The organism is Enterobacter sp. HSTU-ASh6 (genome assembly GCF_026319105.1).
In the GTDB taxonomy this organism is placed as follows: Bacteria; Pseudomonadota; Gammaproteobacteria; order Enterobacterales; family Enterobacteriaceae; genus Enterobacter; species Enterobacter sichuanensis.
In genome coordinates this window covers 302,348-317,299 of record NZ_WSPD01000003.1, presented here as the reverse complement: position 1 = coordinate 317,299, position 14,952 = coordinate 302,348, and the positions used below count along the sequence as shown (strand labels likewise).

Here is a 14,952-nt window from a genome sequence, read left to right as displayed (position 1 = left end):
TCATCCTTTGGTACTCCCGGAGGTCAGGCCGGAGACGAAGTATTTTTGTAACGCCAGGTAGAGGATCGCCACCGGCACCGCAATCAGGACCGCGCCTGCCGCGTAGGTGGTGTAGCTGGCACCCATTTTTTGTGCCACCAGGTTATAAAGCCCAATGGGTAAGGTGTATTTGTCCGGGGTGCGCAAAATGGTGCTTGAGAGGATGAAATCTCCCAGCGGCCCGGTGAAGGAGAACAGCGCCACCACCGCCACAATCGGCTTCGAAAGCGGCATGATGATCTCGATAAAAATCCGGAAGTTGCTGGCCCCGTCCATGCGCGCGGATTCATCCAGATCTTTCGGGATGGCATCTAGGTAGCCTTTCATCAGATAAGTGTTCATCGGGATCATGCCGCCTACGTAGATCAGCACCAGCGCCAGATGGCTGTTGATAAGACCCAGCAACTGCGACAGCACGAAGATGGCAATCAGCGCCGAGAACTGCGGGATCATCTGCAGCAGCAGGAACAGCATCAGCCCGTTCTGGCGTCCTTTAAAGCGAAAGCGCGAAAACGCGTAGGCGGTAAAGCTGACGCTGATCAAGGTCAGCACCATGGTCAGAAAGCTGATTTTCATCGAGTTCCAGTACCAGGTCATGTAGTTCACCTGGCCATTGAACAGGTCGGCATAATGCTGCACCGAGACGTTCTCGGGAATAATCGACGAGCTCAGCAGGCTGTTCCCCGCGTTAAACGACGCGCCGACCGTCCACACCAGCGGGTAAATGATGATTGTCGAGACCAGTGCGATAACCAGCCAGGAGAGCGAGAGGCGTACCCACTTCTCACGTTTAATACTTTGTGATTGAGCCATTGTTACGTTCCTTACGCCATGTCGTCATTTTTGAACGATTTCGTGGCGCGGAACTGCCACAGCGCCAGCCCGACGACAAAGATAGACAGCAGGATAGTGATGGTCGCCGCAATCGCGTATTGCGAAGAGGACATCGTCAGTTTGTAGATCCACGACACCAGGATATCCGTCCCACCCGCATTCGACCCCACCACCGCCGGTCCGCCGTTATTGAACAGATAGATGATGTTGAAGTTATTGAAGTTGAAGGTGTACTGGGTGATCAGAATCGGCGCAATCGAGTACAGCACCAGCGGCAGCGTGATGGTGCGCAGCTTCGTCGCGCTGCTGGCACCGTCCATGGTCGCCGCTTCGTAGAGATCGTCCGGAATGGCCTGCAGCACGCCGGTGGTCATGGCGAAAACAAACGGGAAGCCGAGCCAGGTCTGCATCATAATCAGCGCCGTTTTGGTCCAGAACGGATCGGTCATCCACGCTTTTGGCGCAATGCCGAAGAAGGCCAGTATGGCGTTGTTGATCACCCCAAAGGAGTCGTTGAACATCCCGGCAAACACCAGAATGGTGACAAAACCCGGTACCGCCCACGGCAGAATGAAAATGGTGCGGATCAGCGGCTTAAAGCGCAGATCCTTCTGGTTGACCAGGATGGCCAGCAGCACGCCTACCGAACATTGCAGCGTAGTGGCGAGCAGGGTCCAGACCACCGTCCACTGCAGCACGTCGAAGAAGGTCGAACGCCAGATGGAGAGCGTGAAGATATTGATAAAGTTCTTAAACCCGACCCAGTCTACAAGCTTAGCCGGCGGCGTGTGGTACAGGTTGTAGTTGGTAAACGCAATGGCAAAGCCGAACAGTATCGGGAAGACCACCACAAACACCAGCAGGATAAAGCCGGGGGTGATCATCAGATACGGGAAGCCGTCACTCAGCAGCATCTGATACTGCTTGCGCACGCTGTTCAGCCGTAAGCCTTCATCACGTTTACGGCCATTGACCCACGCATCCCGCATCGACAGGGCATACACCACGACGCCAAACGCGCCAATCAATACGCTGATGATCCCTTCAGCCAGCAGGAAGATGGAGTTGTCCCGCGGCACCTCCTCGCCCAGCGTCACCAGCCCCCACAGCCCCTCGCGCAGAAAATCGGCAAATACGCCGATAAAACTGGCCAGCAGCACCAGGAAGATGCCCCCTTTCAGCCACTGGCGATGGTAGAACTGACCGAAGCCAGGGATAACCGCCAGCAGCAGACCAGTCCAGGCATGACGCCCGGCCCCGTGCGGTCTGGCAAAATTTTCCGGGATGATACTCACAGACAACTCCTTTCAAAAAAACGGGAGAGAAGCCTCCCGTTCGGCGACGTCAGAACATTACTGGTTGCTGGCCTGCATGGCTTCGATTTGCATCTGAACCTGTTTCTCTGCGCTATCCAGCGCGGCTTTAGGATCCTGTTTGCCGGTCAGGCTCAGCTCCAGCGCGGCGTTGGCTGGCCCCCACACTTCGCCCATCTCCGGAATACCCGGCATGGCGGAGGCTCGTGCGGCCTGTACCGCGACGGCACTCGCTTTTTCATCGTTCTTGATAATCGGATCGTCGATCATCGCCGTCAGCGGCGGGATCTCGCGCGTGGCAACGTAGCGGGTTTTGACGTACTGCGGCTGGTTAATAAATTCGATAAATTTCTGCGCCAGCGCTTTGTCTTTGCTCCACGTGGAGACCACGTAGCCTTTCACCCCAAGAAAAGAGCTCATAGGCTTGCCGTCCGGCAGCTCTGGCAGCGGCGCAACGCCATAGTTGATGCCTGCCGCTTCATACGGCTGGAATGCCCACGGCCCATTGATCACGGCTGCCGCTTTCTTCTCGGTAAACAAAGAGTCGATGGCGTTCAGACCGTTGTCGCCGACTATCCCGGCAGGGAAGATCCCATCGGCGTAGAATTTTTTCAGGTACGTTACGGCCTCTACCGCACCCGGTTTGTTCAGGCCAACGTCGCTGGCGTTATAGCCGCCTTTGTCGTTTTGACCGAAGATGTAGCCGCCCATCGGGGAGATTGCCCCCCAGCTGTAGTAAATCTGGTCGAACTTGGCGAGCAGGCCGTACTGGTTTTTAGCGCGCTGCTGTTTCGAAAAGTCATACCAGTCCTGCAGTGAGTTCAGGGGCTTGTCGATGAGGTCTTTGTTGTAGATCAGGACCAGCGTCTCGACCGCTTTCGGCACGCCGTAGAGGGCATTATCCATTCTGAAGGCATTGATTGAGGCCGGGGTGTACTGTTCCGTCTGCTTAGCCTCCAGATTCAGAGGGGCCAGCAGCCCTTGCACCACGGCACCGCCCAGCTGATCGTTAGGAATAACCAGCACGTCCGGGCCAATACCTGCCGGGCCGTCCAGGCGCAATTTTTCCAGCTGCTGGGCGTAAGGCGTTTCCTGCACGTTAACCTTAACGTCGTACTGTTTTTCAAAGTCGGCGACCGCATCCTTTATGCCGGACGACTTCTTGATGTCTTCCCAGACGTTAAGCTGCGTGGTGGCGTGGACCTGCATCGCGAGCGTAGAGAGGATAAGCGCAGCGAGAATGTTCTTTTTCATGTTCAACCTCATGTGAAGGTATAACAATTTTATGGTTGTTATCGCATCAAACGCCTTACCCACCTCATCAAATAACGCATTAAATCTGATGCTGCACGTATGACATCAAATGCCTTTGGTTTGGTATACGCTACCCTTCACATCATGATAACTCTACAAAAAACTGCGAGTTGTGTGATCGTCATAACATTAATGGAATATCTGTATAGGGCCCATGAATACTGGAAGTTATAGTCAATACAGACAAATTGCACCGTCCAGCCATGTTAAACACAATTGTTATACGTAGAACATAACTGGCGATTTACTCGGGGAACACTGATGTCGAACATACAATTGAGGAATGTCACCAAGCGCTTTGGCGACACCGTTACCTTACACAACGTGAATCTGGAGATTGAAGACGGGGAGTTTGCCGTTTTTGTTGGCCCTTCCGGCTGCGGTAAATCGACCCTGCTGCGCATGATTGCGGGCCTGGAGGAGATTAGCGAAGGTGAAGTCTTAATCGGTAATGAGGTGATGAATGACGTCGCCCCTTCTCACCGGGGCGTGGCAATGGTCTTTCAGTCTTACGCGCTCTATCCGCACATGACCGTCGCCGAAAACATGGGCTACGGGCTGAAGGTGAATAAAGTCCCGAAAGATCAGATCCGCCATCAGGTAGAGATGGTGGCAAAAACACTGCAGCTCTCACACCTGCTGGACCGTAAACCTAAACAACTGTCCGGCGGTCAGCGCCAGCGCGTGGCGATTGGTCGCGCCATCGTGCGTAACCCGCGCGTCTTTATGTTCGATGAACCCCTCTCAAACCTGGATGCTGAACTGCGCGTCGAAATGCGCCTGCACCTCGCCCGACTGCACCAGGAGCTGAAAACCACCATGGTGTATGTGACACATGACCAGATAGAAGCGATGACGCTGGCGGACAAGATCGTGGTCATGAACTATGGCAAGGTTGAGCAGATGGGTGCGCCGATGGATCTCTATTACAAACCAGCGAATAAATTTGTCGCCGGGTTTATCGGTTCTCCGAAGATGAACTTTCTGCCTGCCACCGTCGAAGCCTGGCAGCCGGGCAAGCTCACCGTCAGATTGTCACAGCAGAAGTCGCTCACGCTCGCGATAACCACCACACCGCTGCAGCCAGGCAGTCAGGTCACGCTGGGCATTCGTCCGGAACATTTAACCACCGACGTTAAGCGCGGCACGCCGCTGGAATTTAACTGTGAAGTGGTGGAACGGCTGGGGAACAACACTTACCTGTTTGGACAATGCTACGGCCATGACAACGTGAAGATCTTGCTGCCGGGCGACGTGAAGTTCGCGCCCTGGCAGAAGATAGACGTGGCGTTTGACGACCGTCACTGCATGGTGTTTGACGAGCAGGATGTGCGGGTGAGCGCAGATATCGACGATGCGGTGCGTTCGGTGGCTTAACGCGCGCCACCGTCAGCCAGCTTTCTCACCGCCCGCCCAAACGCTTCAATCGCCAGCGCGACATCCTCAGCCATCACCGATTCCGCCGGATGATGGCTGACGCCGCCCCTGCAGCGCACAAACAGCATCCCCACCGGCCAGCGCTCTGCCAGGGCGATGGTGTCGTGCCCGGCGCCGCTGGGCAGGGACACGGTGCGCCCCTGCACCGATTCAACGGCGTCGCCCAGCAGATGCTGCAGACGCGCATCGCACGGCGTGGCGGCGATCCGGTAAAACTCCTCGGCGCCAAAACGTAACCCGCGACGGGCGGCGATGGCCTGCGCCTGCGCCAGCAGTTCAGCGAGTAGCGCGTCCAGCGGGGCATCCTGCGGGCCGCGAATATCCAGCGAGAGCGCAACCTCGCCTGGAATGACGTTAACCGCACCGGGCAGACAGCGTAACGCTCCCACTGTCGCCACGAGATTGCCGCCGGCTTGCCGGGTGGTGTTTTCAATCAGCACCATCCATTCGGCGGCGGCGGCCAGGGCATCTTTACGGTGAGCCATCGGCACGGTACCGGCGTGCCCGGCCTCGCCGGTGAAGCGGCAGTTAAGGCGGCGCGCGCCGTTGATGGCTTCCACCACGCCCAGCGCCAGCCCCTCCTGCTCCAGACACGGCCCCTGTTCGATGTGCAGCTCCAGACAGGCGCTGAAATCGTGCGGATGGCGTGCCGCCAGCGCCACGCGGGTGGGGTCGAGTCCTGCCTGCACCATCGCCTGCGCCACGCTGATGCCCTGGGCATCGCACGTCTCCAGCCAGCCCTGCGGCCAGGTTCCCGTCAGACCACGGCTGCCCAGCAGAGTGATGCCAAAACGGGTCCCCTCTTCGTCACCAAAGCCGACAATCTCAATCGCCTGGGCCAGGTGCACGCCCTGCTGATGCAGGCTGTCCACCACTTCGATGGCCGTGAGTACCCCGAGCATGCCGTCGTAGCGCCCGGCGTTGCGCACGGTATCCAGATGCGATCCGAGCAGCACCGCCTGCGCCCCCTCCAGCTGGCCTTCATAGCGACCGCAGATATTGCCCACGCTGTCCTGCCAGACGGTCATGCCCGCCTGGCGCATCCACTCTCCAACAAGCTGGTTGGCCTGCAGATGCTGCGTGGAGAGATACACCCGCGTCAGCCCGTCCGGGGTTTCGCTGATGGCGGCCAGCGCGTCGGCACGTGCCATCACCCGTTCTGCCGGGCTCACAGTGGCGTCTCGCGGCGATAGTGATCCCACGCGGCCTGCATCGCCGCCCCCTGCGTAGTCGCGAACTTCAGGTAGTTCAGCACCGACTCCAGCGCGCTCAGGGTAGTCATCACGCAGTCTTTGCGTGCGTTATAGCCCATGGTGCCAATGCGCCACACCTTGCCGTGCAGCGGACCAAACGAGGTACCGATTTCGATGCCGAAATCTTCCAGCATCAGCTTACGCACCTGGTCGCCGTTGATCCCCTGCGGGATTACCACCCCCAGCACGTTGTTCATCTTGTGCTTCAGGTCACCGAAGGTCTCCAGCCCCATCGCCTGAATGCCCTTCAGCAAAGCGTCACCATGCAGCTTATGACGCGCGATACCGTTATCCAGCCCTTCCTGCAGGATCAGCCGCGCGCATTCGCGGGCGCCAAACAGCGCGGTGGTCGCTTCGGTGTGATGGTTCAGACGCTCCGGCCCCCAGTAGTCCATCACCATGCCGAGATCGAAGTAGTTGGAGTAGATCATCTCCTCGTCGCCGTCGCGGTGGGCGTCGGTACGGATGCCCTCCTCAACGCATTTGCGACGGCGGATCGCCTCTTCCATCCGCGCGCTCAGGGTGATCGGCGACGTGCCGGACGGGCCGCCGAGACACTTCTGCATGCCGGCTGACACCGCGTCCAGCCCCCAGGCGTCGGTCTCCAGCGCGTTGCCGCCGAGCGACGCGGTGGCATCGGTATAAAACAGCACATCGTAACGGCGGCAGATCTCGCCAAGCGCCGCGAGCGGCTGCAGCATGGTGGTGGAGGTATCGCCCTGCACGGTCAGCAGCAGGCGCGGACGAATACGTTTAATCGCATCTTCTATCTGGTCCGGGGTAAACACCTCGCCCCACGGCACCTCGATGGTATGCACCTCTGCCCGACAGCGGCGGGCGATTTCGCACAACAGGTGACCAAAGCGGCCAAACACCGGCACCAGCACTTTATCACCGGGGCGAATGGCGGAGACCAGAATCGCCTCAATCCCCGCGCGGGAGGTGCCGTCCACCAGCATCGTCCAGCGGTTCTCGGTACGGAACACCCCGCGATAAAGCGCCATCACCTCGTTCATGTAGTGGGTCATGGCCGGGTCGTACTGGCCAATCAGCTGGCTCGACATGGCGCGCAGCACGCGCGGGTCCGCGTTGATAGGGCCCGGGCCCATCAGCAGGCGCTGCGGCGGATTGATTTGCGGAAAGTGTGCGATATCCATTGTTCAGTCCTTATCAGTTGAGGCCGCGCACGGAGGAGATGAACTGCTTCAGTTCGGTGGTCTGCGGGTTGGCGAACAGCGTTTTGCTGTCGCCCTGCTCCCAGACTTTCCCCTGGTGCATAAACACCACGCGGTCGCCCACTTCGCGGGCGAAATTCATTTCATGGGTAACCAGGATGAGCGTCATCCCTTCGGCCGCCAGCTGCTCGAGCACTTTGAGCACTTCGCCCACCAGTTCCGGGTCGAGCGCGGAGGTGATCTCGTCACAGAGCAATACTTTCGGCGACATCGCCAGCGCACGGGCAATCGCCACGCGCTGCTGCTGGCCGCCGGAGAGGCTCGACGGGTAGTAATCCAGACGGTCGCCGAGGCCAACTTTCTCCAGCATCTGCTGCGCCAGCGCCCGGCATTCGGCGGCGCTTTTCTTCAGTACCCGGCGCGGGGCCAGCATGACGTTCTCCAGCGCCGTCATGTGCGGAAACAGGTTGAAGCTCTGGAACACCATTCCGACCGAGCGGCTGATTTCACGCGCCTGAGAGTCCCGGTCGGTGATGGTCATGCCGCCCAGCTTGATGCTGCCGTCCTGATAGCCTTCCAGGCCGTTAATGCAGCGCAACAGCGTGCTTTTGCCCGATCCGCTGCGCCCGATAATGGAAATCACCTGGCCCATGTCGATATCCAGATCGACGCCCTTGAGCACGTGGTTATCGCCGTAGTACTTCTGCACCTGATTAATGGTGATGAGAGGCATTGAATTTCGTCTCCAGATAGCGGCTGTAGCGGGACAGCGGATAACACAGAATAAAGTAGCCCAGCGCCACCAGCGCAAAGACCTTAAACGGCTGATAGGTCACGTTGGTCAGCATGGTGCCGGCCTTGGTGAGCTCGATAAAACCGATAATCGACGCCAGCGCGGTGCCTTTGATCACCTGCACGGCAAAGCCGACCGTCGGCGCAATGCCGATGCGCAGCGCCTGCGGGGCGACCACGCGAAACAGGGTCTGGCCAAAGGTCAGCCCCAGGCAGCGCGAGGCTTCCCACTGCCCCTTCGGTAAAGCACGAATGCTGCCGTACCAGATATCGAGCAGAAACGCGCTGGTGTAGAACGTCAGCGCCAGCGAGGCGGCGGTCCACGGCGAAACGTCGATGCCGAACAGCGCCACGCCGAAGAAGGCCAGGAACAGCTGCATCAGCAGCGGCGTGCCCTGAAACAGCTCGATATAGCCACGGATGATGCGCTTCACCGTGCGCCCGCCCGTCAGGCGCAGCAGCAACAGCGGCAGCATCACCACCGCGCCGCCGACAAACGCCACCAGCGACAGCAGCACCGTCCAGCGCCCGGCCAGCAGCAGGTTGCGAATAATGTCCCAGTCGGTAAAGGTGGTCATCATGCCTGTACCCCCAGCCATTTGCGTCCTGCGGCCATCATCAGCTGGCGCAGGGTAATCGACAGCGCTAAGTAAATCCCGGTTGTCACCAGATAAACCTCAAAGCTCAAAAACGTTCTGGACTGGATCAGGTTGGCGGCAAAGGTCAGCTCTTCATACGAGACCTGCGACACCACCGACGAGCCGAGCATTACAATAATGCACTGGCTCACCAGTGCCGGGTAAATACGCTGCAGCGCGGGCGGCAGCACCACGCGGATAAAGGTCTGCAGGCGGGTCAACCCCAGCACGCGTCCGGCCTCCCATTGCCCTTTCGGCGTCACCTGGATCCCGGCGCGGATAATCTCGGTGCTGTACGCGCCGAGGTTCACCACCATCGCCAGCAGCGCCGCTTCCCCCGCGGTCATCTTCAGCCCCAGATTCGGCAGGCCGAAGACAATGAAAAACAGCTGCACCACAAACGGCGTGTTGCGGATGATCTCGACGTACCCACCCCAGATCCGGCTGTACCACGTTTTGCGTCCGCTGCGGATCGCCGCCCCGAAAATACCTGTCGCCAGCCCGCCCACGGTCGCCAGCACCGTTAGCTGAATGGTGACCCACAGCCCCGCCAGCAGCTCCGGCCAGTGCGGCCAGAGCGCGGAGAAATCAAGTTGCTCCGTCATCGGCTCAGGCGCCAAGGTTTGCCGGCAGCGGAGCCTTCAGCCACTGCTCAGACAGGCCGTTCAGCGTGCCGTCCTTAATACCCTGCTCAATCAGCGCGTCCACTTTTGCCTTCAGGGCCGGTTCGTTCTTCTTCAGACCAATAAAGCACGGCGAGTCTTTCAGCATAAAGCTCGGCACCGGGGCTTTCGCCGCGTTTTGACGCGAAATGGCCGCCACCACGAGGTTGCCGGTCGCCACGTACTGCACCTGCCCGGAGAGATAAGCCGACAGCGTGGTGTTATTGTCTTCGTAGCGTTTTACGTTGGCCTCTTTCGGCGCCACGCTGGTCAGCACCATGTCCTCCACTGCTCCACGCGTCACGCCGATGGTTTTTCCGCTCAGGGCGGCGGCATCTTTCAGTTCGGCGCCTTTCGGGCCAAACACGCCGAGGAAGAACGGCGCGTAGGCGCGGCTAAAGTCGATCACCTTCTCGCGCTCCGGGTTTTTCCCGAGGCTGGAAATGACCAGGTCCACCTTATCGGTTTGCAGGTACGGTACGCGGTTAGCGCTGGTCACCGGAACCAGCTGCAGCTTGAGCTTCATCTGTTTGGCCAGGTAGCGCGCCATGTCGATGTCATAGCCCTGCGGCTGGAGATCGGTCCCCACCGATCCAAACGGCGGGAAGTCCTGCGGTACGGCGATACGAATAGTGCCGCGCTTCTCGATATCCTGAAGCTGGTCAGCCTTTACCGGCAGGTTGGTGAACAGACAGACGGCCCCGGCCAGTGCAATTAACAGTTTTTTCATGGTGCTTCCCCGTAACGTTAACATGAAACAAAAGATTCTTTGAATGTGTTTTTGCAACTAATGTGCCAGATAACGTAGCGCGGGGAATTTTCTGTTAACGCCTGATAAAACGCGGGCGGGGCGAAAATGCGCCCCATCTTCGCCCCGCCTTTCTGCACCATTTCAATGCAAAGCACCAGCCTGATGCCCCATTATCGTTGTTCCAGTTCGTCCAGCTGCTGGTAGAGAGAGGCAATCTCGTGAATGCGCGGACGGCCCTTATCGAGGATCTCATGCAGCAAGGCATTTGAAAGCAGGTTGATCAGGCTGTTGACGGACGAATAGCTGTCATAGGCCGAGACGCTGTCCAGCGGGGCGCAGAGCTGCCAGCTCGCCAGCGGAAACAGGCTGTGGGCCTGCGGCTCGCACATCAGCAGCACCGGAATGCCGCTGCTCTGAAGCTGCTGCATCAGCGGGCGGATAATGCGCGGGCGGCGGCGAAAGGCCATCATGACCACCAGATCGTCGGGCGTTAAATCCACCAGCTCCTCGCTCAGGCTCTGCCCCGGCTGCGGCAGCACCAGCACCTGCCCGCGCGCCTGCAGCAGCTGCTGGCGCAGGTGCAGCGCCGCCGGATAGGCGTTACGCATGCCGATGATGACAATGCGTCGCGCCTTCACCATACAGGCCATCGCCTCGGCAAACTGCTGCGCGTCGAGGGCATTGACCCACTGGGTCAGGTTCGCCATCTCCTGCTTGTAGTGGCGCGCCAGCAGCGTGTTGCCCTGCACCGCGTCGCGGTTATCGGTAAGCGGCATCCCGCTCTGGCGCAGGGTGCGCAACTCGTCGCGCATGTCCTTATATTTCTCATAGCCCAGGCGCTTAAACAGACGGCTGACCGTCGCTTTCGACACCCCGCTCAGCTGCGCCAGCTCGGCGCTGTTGTAGCCAATCAGGTCGTCAAAATGATCGAAAATAAAATCCGCCACCCGCTGCTCCTGCGGCGACAGCGACGGGTATTGTGCTTTCAGACGTTCATCTAACTGTTCCATAGCGCCTCTGTAACTTTTGTTTCACCACATTTTGCTTTTCATTATACGTATCATGATACGTGCCAGTTTACTGAAACTTTTCTTTCAGAACTGGAACAACTTTTGCAGCGCCTTGTGACCTTCAGGGTTATGAGGACTTTTCATGCACAGTAATGTTTCCACACGCGGAATGGCCGTTGCGCCCCACCATCTTGCCAGCCAGAGCGCGCTGGGGGTGCTGCGCGAAGGCGGCAGCGCCATCGAAGCGATGGTGGCGGCGGCGGCGACCATCGCCGTGGTTTACCCGCATATGAACGGCCTCGGCGGTGACGGCTTCTGGCTTATCGTTCCGCCGCAGGGTGAGCCGATCGCCATCGACGCCAGCGGCGCGGCTGGCTCTCTGGCAACCCTTGCCGCTTATGATGATGTGGCACAGATACCCCATCGGGGTCCCCGCGCAGCGCTCACCGTCGCCGGAACGGTCAGCGGCTGGGACGAGGCGCTTAAGGTCTCACGCGAGATGACCGGTAAATCGCTGCCGCTGGCCCGCCTGCTGGCCGACGCCATTGAATATGCGCAACACGGCACGCCGGTCACGCCCTCTCAGGCTTACGCCACGGCGAGTAAATTCGACGAGCTGAAAGATATCCCCGGTTTTGCGGAAACCTGGCTGGTGAACGGTCAGCCGCCAGAGGTCGGGAGCCGCTTTTATCAACCGGCGATGGCGTCCACCCTCAAGCGGCTGGCGGAAGACGGGCTGGACAGCTTCTATCGCGGTCCGCTGGCGGAGGTGCTGGCGCACGGTATGGAGGCGCTGGGCCTGCCCGTGACGCTGGCCGATTTACACGCCCACGCTGCCCGGCGCACCACGCCGCTGACGCTGCAGCATCAGCAGGGGGAGGTGTTTAACCTCGCCCCACCGACCCAGGGGCTGGTCTCGCTGGCAATCCTCGGCATTACCGACCGGCTGAACATGGCGGAGGCCGACGACGCCGAGACCCTTCACCGCATTGTTGAAACCACCAAGCTGGCCTTTGGCCTGCGCGATGCTCACATCACCGACCCGCGCGAGCTGAAAACCGATATTCAGCGCCTGCTGGACCCCGCTGCCCTTCAGGCGCTTGCCGACAGGGTTGACGACAGCCGCGCCGCCCCATGGGGAGCTGGCAAAGGCCCCGGCGATACGGTGTGGATGGGGGTGATGGACAGCAGCGGCCTGGCCGTGTCGTTTATTCAGAGCATTTATCACGAATTCGGCAGCGGCGTGGTGCTGCCCGATACCGGCATCGTCTGGCAGAACCGCGGCGCCTCATTCAGTCTCGATCCCAATCATCTGCTGGCCCTCGCGCCGGGTAAACAGCCGTTCCATACCCTCAACCCGGCAGCGGCACGTCTTAAGGATGGGCGGGTGATGGTCTATGGCTCGATGGGCGGTGACGGACAGCCGCAAACCCAGGCCGCCCTCTTTACCCGCTACGTGGTCCAGGGCGTGCCGCTGCAGGAGAGCATCTCCCGCCCGCGCTGGCTGCTGGGGCGCACCTGGGGACAAACCTCGGACACCTTAAAACTGGAGGGCCGTTTTTCTCCCGAGACTGTCGCACGCCTGCAGGGGCTCGGTCACGACGTAGAGCTGTTCCCGGACTTTAGCGAAGCCATGGGCCACGCGGGTGCGATAGTCCGCCACCCGAACGGGTTGTTTGAAGGCGCGTTCGACCCACGCAGCAACGGCGCCGCCACCGGATTCTGAGGAGAGAAGAATGAACGACGTACAACCTGAGTGGCACGCCTATCTGGCGCAAATGGAGTCTGTGCTCGGCATAGCGCTGGATGAGGCCCGCCGCGCCGAGCTGCATCTGCAGTTCAGCCGCATTGCCGGCATGGCCGCGCCGCTGATGGCGCTACCGCTCGACGACCGTCTGGAGATTGCAGGAGTGTATAAAGCATGACGCTACACGAGATGAGTATCAGCGACATTCAGCAGGCGCTCAGCGCAGGCGAGCTGAGCGCCCGCGAGATCGCCCGCCAGACGCTGGAGACGATTGCGAAGGTTAACCCGCAGATCAACGCCTGGACCACGGTGACGCAAGCGCGCATGCTCGCCGAAGCGGACAATATTGACACCCTGCGCCGCGAAAAGCGTCCGCTGCCGCCGCTGGCGGGCGTGCCCTACGCGGTGAAAAACCTGTTTGACGTTGCCGGCCACACCACTCTCGCCGGGGCTGAACTGTTCAGCCAGCGCCCTGCCGCACCCGCTGACGGCTTCGCGGTGCGCCAGCTGCGCAGCGCGGGTGGGCTGCTGACCGGCATGGTGAATATGGACGCCTACGCCTACGGCTTTACCACCGAAAACAGCCACTACGGCACGACGCGTAACCCGCACGACCTGACGCGCATTGCGGGCGGTTCATCCGGCGGTTCGGCCGCCGCCGTGGCCGCCGGGCTGGTGCACTTTTCGCTCGGCACCGACACCAACGGTTCGATACGCGTCCCGGCCTCCCTGTGTGGGATCTATGGCCTGAAGCCCACCTTTGGTCGTCTGTCGCGCTCCGGCAGCCATCCCTTTGTCGCCAGCCTGGATCATATCGGCCCCTTCGCCCGGCGGGTGGGCGATCTGGCCTCCGTGTACGACGCGCTGCAGGGGCGGGACAGCAGCGACGGTTTTCAGGCAGAACATCCGCGCGAACAGACGCGCCCCCTGCTCGACCGCGGCCTGGAGGGCCTGCGCTGCGCGGTGCTCGGCGGCTACTTCACCACCTGGTGTGACGCCCAGGCCAGAGATGCCGTGGCGCGGGTGGCGAAGGCGCTCGACGTGCAGGATGAACTGCACTTCCCGGAGGCCGAACTGGCGCGCGCCGCGGCGTTTATCATCAGCGCCTCCGAAGGGGGAAATCAGTACCTGCCCGCGCTTCGCCGCGAGCCGGAGCGTTTTGAGCCGCACTCCCGCGAGCGGCTGCTGGCAGGGGCGATGATCCCCTCCGCCTGGTACATTCAGGCCCAGCGGTTTCGCGCGCATGCCCGGCAGGCGTTTAAGACCCTCTTCGCGCAGGCCGACGTGCTGATCGCCCCGGCAACCCCGCGCAGCGCCACGCTGGCGGGCGAGCAAACCATGGAGATTAACGGCCAGCCGCTGCCGATTCGCGCCAGCATGGGGATGCTGACCCAGCCGATTTCGTTTTTAGGCCTGCCCGTGACCACCGTTCCGCTGCGCACCGCGCAGGGAATGCCCATTGGCCTGCAGCTGATAGCCGCGCCGTTTAACGAGCAGGCCTGCCTGCGCGTCGCGCGCGTGCTGGAGGAGAGTGGAATCACCGATGCCCGCCCGGCGGAGGTGGCGGTATGATGAATCACGATGACATCAACCTCCCGTGGGTGGTGGCGGAAGTGACGGCCGCCTTTTACCGCTATGAAGACGCGCTGGTGAGCAACAACACTGCGGTACTGGACGAGCTGTTCTGGCACGACAAAAACACGGTACGGCTGGGGGCGGGTGAAAATCTCTATGGCATTGATGAAATCCGCGCCTTTCGCGCGGCGCGCCCTGCCGCCGGGCTGCAGCGGACGCTGCGTCACACCGTCATCACCACCTTCGGGGAGGATTATGCGGTGTGCAGCACCGAATTTACCCGCGAGGGCACGCAGCGCATTGGCCGTCAGCAGCAGACGTGGGTGCGGTTTGCGTACGGCTGGCGGATCGTGGCGGCGCAGGTGAGTTTGATGGCGTAGGGCCACCGGGTCAACGTTGTCCCGTAGGCCGG

At 60.5% G+C, this 14,952-nt stretch carries 15 protein-coding genes; 5 read left to right on the top strand and 10 right to left on the bottom strand.

Annotation, left to right across the window (positions count from 1 at the left end; genetic code table 11):
• From GM298_RS05515 to GM298_RS05505, 3 genes are read right to left on the bottom strand one after another with little or no spacing between them, the layout of a single operon-like run.
• Positions 1-852 (bottom strand): sugar ABC transporter permease, encoded by an 852-nt coding sequence (locus GM298_RS05515; RefSeq protein WP_025755901.1) that lies wholly within the window; start codon positions 850-852, stop codon positions 1-3.
• Positions 853-863: 11 nt separating this feature from the next.
• Entirely contained in the window at positions 864-2,168 is a 1,305-nt protein-coding gene (locus tag GM298_RS05510; protein ID WP_095451685.1) for a carbohydrate ABC transporter permease, read from the bottom strand.
• A 57-nt stretch (positions 2,169-2,225) separates the two neighbouring features.
• Complete coding sequence (locus GM298_RS05505) at positions 2,226-3,440, bottom strand: extracellular solute-binding protein (RefSeq protein ID WP_266153764.1); 1,215 nt, start codon at positions 3,438-3,440, stop codon at positions 2,226-2,228.
• Between the two features lie 321 nt (positions 3,441-3,761).
• On the opposite strand from GM298_RS05505, the gene GM298_RS05500 reads away from it, so the two are divergent.
• Positions 3,762-4,877, top strand: a complete 1,116-nt coding sequence (locus GM298_RS05500; RefSeq protein WP_025755904.1) for an ABC transporter ATP-binding protein — start codon at positions 3,762-3,764, stop codon at positions 4,875-4,877.
• Here GM298_RS05500 and hpxK read toward each other — a convergent pair.
• The 7 genes from hpxK to hpxU all read right to left on the bottom strand — a co-directional run bounded on the left by hpxK (position 4,874) and on the right by hpxU (position 11,218).
• On the bottom strand, positions 4,874-6,139 hold the full coding sequence (hpxK, locus tag GM298_RS05495; protein ID WP_259564336.1) for an allantoate amidohydrolase: 1,266 nt from the start codon (positions 6,137-6,139) through the stop codon (positions 4,874-4,876). The genes GM298_RS05500 and hpxK overlap by 4 nt on opposite strands.
• Positions 6,106-7,347: a pyridoxal-phosphate-dependent aminotransferase family protein gene (locus GM298_RS05490; protein WP_126800321.1), complete on the bottom strand. Its 1,242-nt coding sequence runs from the start codon at positions 7,345-7,347 to the stop codon at positions 6,106-6,108. Before GM298_RS05490 ends, hpxK begins: the two co-directional genes overlap by 34 nt.
• Before the next feature lie 13 nt (positions 7,348-7,360).
• Positions 7,361-8,098 (bottom strand): amino acid ABC transporter ATP-binding protein, encoded by a 738-nt coding sequence (locus GM298_RS05485; RefSeq protein WP_023327069.1) that lies wholly within the window; start codon positions 8,096-8,098, stop codon positions 7,361-7,363.
• A complete protein-coding gene (locus tag GM298_RS05480) occupies positions 8,079-8,735 on the bottom strand; it encodes an amino acid ABC transporter permease (RefSeq protein ID WP_266153772.1) in 657 nt (218 codons plus the stop codon). The genes GM298_RS05485 and GM298_RS05480 overlap by 20 nt, the downstream gene beginning before the upstream one ends.
• Positions 8,735-9,400, bottom strand: a complete 666-nt coding sequence (locus GM298_RS05475; protein ID WP_045284650.1) for an amino acid ABC transporter permease — start codon at positions 9,398-9,400, stop codon at positions 8,735-8,737. Before GM298_RS05475 ends, GM298_RS05480 begins: the two co-directional genes overlap by 1 nt.
• A gap of 4 nt (positions 9,401-9,404) precedes the next feature.
• The gene (locus GM298_RS05470) at positions 9,405-10,187 is read right to left on the bottom strand and encodes a transporter substrate-binding domain-containing protein (protein ID WP_095440982.1); all 783 of its coding nucleotides are present in this window, start codon (positions 10,185-10,187) and stop codon (positions 9,405-9,407) included.
• Between the two features lie 191 nt (positions 10,188-10,378).
• Positions 10,379-11,218 carry a MurR/RpiR family transcriptional regulator HpxU gene (hpxU, locus tag GM298_RS05465; RefSeq protein WP_025755910.1) on the bottom strand — a complete coding sequence of 280 codons (840 nt, stop codon included), beginning with the start codon at positions 11,216-11,218 and terminating at the stop codon, positions 10,379-10,381.
• Between the two features lie 142 nt (positions 11,219-11,360).
• Here hpxU and hpxW point away from each other — a divergent pair, with 142 nt between their 5' ends.
• The 4 genes from hpxW to hpxZ are packed head-to-tail and all read left to right on the top strand — an operon-like array spanning position 11,361 to position 14,920.
• The gene (gene hpxW, locus GM298_RS05460) at positions 11,361-12,944 is read left to right on the top strand and encodes an oxamate amidohydrolase (protein ID WP_266153763.1); all 1,584 of its coding nucleotides are present in this window, start codon (positions 11,361-11,363) and stop codon (positions 12,942-12,944) included.
• A gap of 10 nt (positions 12,945-12,954) precedes the next feature.
• Positions 12,955-13,143 carry an oxalurate catabolism protein HpxX gene (gene hpxX, locus GM298_RS05455; RefSeq protein ID WP_025755912.1) on the top strand — a complete coding sequence of 63 codons (189 nt, stop codon included), beginning with the start codon at positions 12,955-12,957 and terminating at the stop codon, positions 13,141-13,143.
• Positions 13,140-14,537, top strand: coding sequence for an AtzE family amidohydrolase (locus GM298_RS05450; RefSeq protein WP_266153762.1), 1,398 nt, complete (start codon positions 13,140-13,142; stop codon positions 14,535-14,537). Before hpxX ends, GM298_RS05450 begins: the two co-directional genes overlap by 4 nt.
• Positions 14,534-14,920: an oxalurate catabolism protein HpxZ gene (gene hpxZ, locus GM298_RS05445; RefSeq protein ID WP_095449498.1), complete on the top strand. Its 387-nt coding sequence runs from the start codon at positions 14,534-14,536 to the stop codon at positions 14,918-14,920. The genes GM298_RS05450 and hpxZ overlap by 4 nt, the downstream gene beginning before the upstream one ends.
• The last annotated feature ends 32 nt before the right edge of the window (positions 14,921-14,952 follow it).

Excerpts from the sequence above, each read along its gene's own strand:
- GM298_RS05515 (WP_025755901.1), bottom strand. The coding sequence starts at position 852 with ATGGCTCAATCACAAAGTATTAAACGTGAGAAGTGGGTACGCCTCTCG.
- GM298_RS05505 (WP_266153764.1), bottom strand. The coding sequence starts at position 3,440 with ATGAAAAAGAACATTCTCGCTGCGCTTATCCTCTCTACGCTCGCGATG.
- GM298_RS05500 (WP_025755904.1), top strand. The coding sequence starts at position 3,762 with ATGTCGAACATACAATTGAGGAATGTCACCAAGCGCTTTGGCGACACC.
- GM298_RS05490 (WP_126800321.1), bottom strand. The coding sequence starts at position 7,347 with ATGGATATCGCACACTTTCCGCAAATCAATCCGCCGCAGCGCCTGCTG.
- GM298_RS05485 (WP_023327069.1), bottom strand. The coding sequence starts at position 8,098 with ATGCCTCTCATCACCATTAATCAGGTGCAGAAGTACTACGGCGATAAC.
- GM298_RS05480 (WP_266153772.1), bottom strand. The coding sequence starts at position 8,735 with ATGACCACCTTTACCGACTGGGACATTATTCGCAACCTGCTGCTGGCC.
- GM298_RS05475 (WP_045284650.1), bottom strand. The coding sequence starts at position 9,400 with ATGACGGAGCAACTTGATTTCTCCGCGCTCTGGCCGCACTGGCCGGAG.
- GM298_RS05470 (WP_095440982.1), bottom strand. The coding sequence starts at position 10,187 with ATGAAAAAACTGTTAATTGCACTGGCCGGGGCCGTCTGTCTGTTCACC.
- hpxU (WP_025755910.1), bottom strand. The coding sequence starts at position 11,218 with ATGGAACAGTTAGATGAACGTCTGAAAGCACAATACCCGTCGCTGTCG.
- hpxW (WP_266153763.1), top strand. The coding sequence starts at position 11,361 with ATGCACAGTAATGTTTCCACACGCGGAATGGCCGTTGCGCCCCACCAT.
- hpxX (WP_025755912.1), top strand. The coding sequence starts at position 12,955 with ATGAACGACGTACAACCTGAGTGGCACGCCTATCTGGCGCAAATGGAG.
- GM298_RS05450 (WP_266153762.1), top strand. The coding sequence starts at position 13,140 with ATGACGCTACACGAGATGAGTATCAGCGACATTCAGCAGGCGCTCAGC.
- hpxZ (WP_095449498.1), top strand. The coding sequence starts at position 14,534 with ATGATGAATCACGATGACATCAACCTCCCGTGGGTGGTGGCGGAAGTG.